Source organism: Anabaena sp. CA = ATCC 33047 (assembly GCF_963870205.1).
In the GTDB taxonomy this organism is placed as follows: domain Bacteria; phylum Cyanobacteriota; class Cyanobacteriia; order Cyanobacteriales; family Nostocaceae; genus Trichormus.
Map to the genome: position 1 here is coordinate 328,863 of NZ_CAWMSA010000057.1, position 4,055 is coordinate 332,917.

Annotated in this window: 2 protein-coding genes; both read left to right on the forward strand. The window is 39.8% G+C overall.

All coding sequences use genetic code 11. The features are described 5' to 3' along the window. Nucleotides 1-835 (forward strand): response regulator (locus tag AACS98_RS19390; RefSeq protein ID WP_198161161.1); only part of this gene is annotated, 835 nt, incomplete at its 5' end. A 77-nt stretch (nucleotides 836-912) separates the two neighbouring features. Further along, nucleotides 913-4,055: GAF domain-containing protein (locus AACS98_RS19395; RefSeq protein WP_198161162.1), on the forward strand; the 3,143-nt coding region annotated here is incomplete at its 3' end.

Consider the following 4,055-nt stretch of genomic DNA (forward strand, 5'->3'; position numbering starts at 1 on the left):
TACACTCGAAAGTGAGTTAGGGCAAGGTAGTATTTTTACTTTTGTCTTTCCTGAATTATCCCTAGGCAATGACACTACGGAATTGCCTGAACATTCCTCTCCAGATGATGATCTCAATCAGTTTGCTCCCTGCACAATTTTGGTTGTGGATGATGTAGACTCAAATCGCCAGCTAATTCAGGGATACTTTGCCCAAACTCATCATTTGTTAATCATGGCTGAAGATGGCGAGGAAGCGATTCGCCTGACGCAAATACATCAGCCAGACTTGATTTTACTTGATTTGCGAATGCCTCGGATGAATGGATGTGAAACTGCGTTGCATCTCAAAAATGACGCACGCACTCAACATATTCCCATCATTATTTTGACAGCTTCTTGCCAGAAGGAAGAACAATTAGAGGTTGAGACAATTTGCCAGGGCTTTTTGCGTAAACCTGTCAGCCGTAGCGCACTCGTAACAGAAATGAAAAAATATCTCCAGATTTCTCCACCAAGAGCGCAACAATATGAGTTACCGCCAGACAATTTACACTTTGGTAACTCTGACAAAGCTGCATCAAAGATTCCCATTAATTTAACAGAACTCCTGGCTAAAATCCGGCAAGAGGAAGAAATCGTCTGGATAACTCTGCGAAAAACTTTAGAAATGCGAGAACTGCAACAGTTTATTGCACGCCTAGAGGTGTGGAGCCAGGAACATCAATGCCAAATTTTGGCGGATTATGCCAATTCTCTGAAAACACAGCTAGATGCTTTTGATTGGCAGTTATTACCGCAAACTATCGAAAAATTCCCCTCTATTCGGCAACAAATTGCCAAAAATTCTTATTAAATGCCCATACCATAACAAACCTAATTATCCGCCTGCTTTATCCCACTAATTCGCAAAAACTGCGTATTCCTAACTCAATGAAAGCACCATTACCTGATAACGAAACAGAGAGAATTGCAACACTTTTGCAGTATGGCATCCTTGATACTCCATCAGAAGCTGCCTTTGACGATTTGGTTCGTTTAGCTTCCTATATTTGTGAAACTCCTGTGGCTTTAGTCAGCTTAATTGATACAAACCGTCAATGGTTCAAAGCAAAACTGGGATTAGATGCAGGGGAAACTTGTCGTGATTTGGCATTTTGCGCTCATGCGATTCTACAATCTAATATTTTTATAGTACCTGACGCTACAAAAGATGAAAGATTTGCAACCAACCCATTAGTAACCTCATCTCCCCATATTCAATTTTATGCTGGTGTACCCCTGATTAACCCTCAAGGCTATGCTTTAGGAACCCTTTGTGTAATTGATTTTGTACCACGCAATTTATCTAATGAACAGCTTGAGGCATTAGAATCTTTAGCCCGCCTAGTTATCAAACAAATGGAGTTGCGCCGCAACTTAGCGAGTTTGAATCTGGTCAGCAATGAACGCCAACAGGCAAATAATTTACAAAGGCTATTTTTTACAAAAGTGAGTGCTGGCTTTGCGTTAGCAGCAGTATTTTTAATCTGCATGGGTGCAGTTACTCACCACACTATAAGACTATCTTTTAATACTATTGTTAAATTGGAAAATACTCAAGAAGAAATTAACACATTAGACAAAATTTTATTTTACTTAAAGGAAGCTGAAACGGCACAACGTGGTTACATCACGACTGGAGAAAAGCCTGATCTACAGCCGTATCAGCAAGCAACTAAAAACATAGAAAGAGAATTTGAGAAACTGAGTAATTTAGCAGATGATCAATTTGACCTACAACATATTGACAAGCTCAAAACCCTAATAAGATTAAAACTTACAAAACTCCAGCAAAACATCGACTTGCGCCAACGCACGGGTTTGGAGGCTACTTTGCAGACAATTAAGACAGATCAAGGCAAACATATTCTGGATAATATCCACAAGATTATCCATGAGATGAAGGCAGCAGAAAATCAGCTACTCAAACAAAAATTACAAGCAGCAAAAAACAGCGATAAAAATGCAATTCTTGTATTAGAAATTGCATTGATATCAACTTTTTCAATTCTTTCTTTAATCTACTACTTCGTTTATCGTGAAATAACTCGAAGGAAGTTAGTAGAACAAACTCTTAAGCAAGAAAGAAACTTTATTTCCAAGCTCCTTAATACAGCCGACGTTTTAGTATTAGTGCTGAACCTAGAAGGGAGAATTGTTCGTTTTAATCAAGCTTGTGAAATACTTACAGGTTATTCATTTGATGAGGTTAGGGATAGGTATTTTTGGGATGTATTTTTATTTCCTGAAGAACGGGAAACAGTCAAAGCTGTGTTTGAGCAGTTAAAATCTGGTAAATTAGCCCCAGACCAACGAAATTGTGAACTCTACTGGAGAAATAAGAATGGTAGTAGGCGGTTGATTGCCTGTTCCAACAATATCCTGAAGAGCTATGAAGATACAGTAGAATATATCATCAGTACAGGCATCGACATTACGGAACGCAAACAAGTAGAAGAGCAATTACGGGCAACCAGTTCACGATTAGCGACCTTAATTGAAAATCTGCAAGCGGGTGTATTAGTAGAAGATGAAACCCGGAAGATAGCTTTAATTAATCAACAATTTTGTCACCTGTTTGGCATTCCTGTGTCCTCTGAGGCTTTATTGGGGGCAGACTGTAGCGAATTAGCTCAACAGGCAAAACAGATATTTATCAATCCAGATGCCACATTAAAACGTATTGAGCAAATACTTCAGGAAAAACGAGTAGTTACAGCAGAAGAAATTGATTTAGTAGATGGTCGCACTTTAGAGCGAGACTATATCCCAGTTTTCGTAGATCAGCAGTATCAAGGACACCTGTGGCAATATCGTGATATCACACAACGCAAACTCTCAGAGATGGCTCTCAGGGAAAGTCAAGCGCGGTTAGGTTTAATTAATAGCATCCTCACAGGTATTACCACGGGCATGACAGTGGAACAAATAATTTCCTTTACTGTTTACCAGTTAAGTGAATACTTCAGCCACTACCGTGTAGCCTACTCAACCATTAATGAAGAAGGAATACTGACGGTAATTCATGCTTTAGAACCTTCGGGTATGCCGCCAATACAAGGATTGAAAGCAGACCTGACCATTGCACCAAGTTACTGGAACGCGCTAAAACAGGGTCAACCGCTTGTGATTGATGATGTCACACAGGATACAAGAATGACAGCGATCGCTCAGGCAATGTTAGCCGGTGGTACTCAAGCCCTGCTTGATGTCCCCTTGCAACATTCAGACAAATTAGTAGGTTTACTCTGTTTTGATTCACCCACCCCCAAAACTTGGCAAGGGCATGAAATTGCCGTGCTTTCCGAAGTGGCCAAATATTTAGCCATTGCCCTCAAAGATGCACAAGCACAACAAGAATTAACCAGGAATAACTTAGCTTTAGAACTAGCTAAACAAGAAGCCGAAACTGCTAACAAAGCTAAAAGTGAGTTTCTAGCTAATATGAGCCACGAAATTCGTACACCCATGAATGCGATTTTGGGCTTTGCTGACTTGCTACAATCAATTGTGACTGAACCACAAGCACAATCATATTTAAACACACTAACTGCCAGTGGTAAAAGTCTGTTGGGATTGATTAATGACATTCTGGATTTATCCAAAATTGAAGCCGGTAAATTAGAACTTTGTTATGAACCTGTAAACCTGCGAGTTCTGATTCAAGAAATTCAACAGATTTTTACTCAAAAGGCAATCACTAAAAATTTAACTTTATACACCGAGATTGAAGATACTGTACCACCGGTGATTTTGATTGATGAAGTCAGATTACGTCAAATTCTATTTAATGTCGTGGGCAATGCCCTGAAGTTTACAGAACAGGGATATATTAAAATCCTTGTTCGCGCTCACATTCACTGTCTATGTGGAGTTAGCCAAGTGTGCCTAGAAATTGCCGTAGAAGACACAGGAATCGGTATTGCTCAGGAGCAACAACAACTAATTTTTGAAAAATTTGTCCAGAGTGCGGGACAAAGTAACCGCAAGTATGGAGGCACTGGTTTAGGATTGGCAATCACTCGCCGACTCAC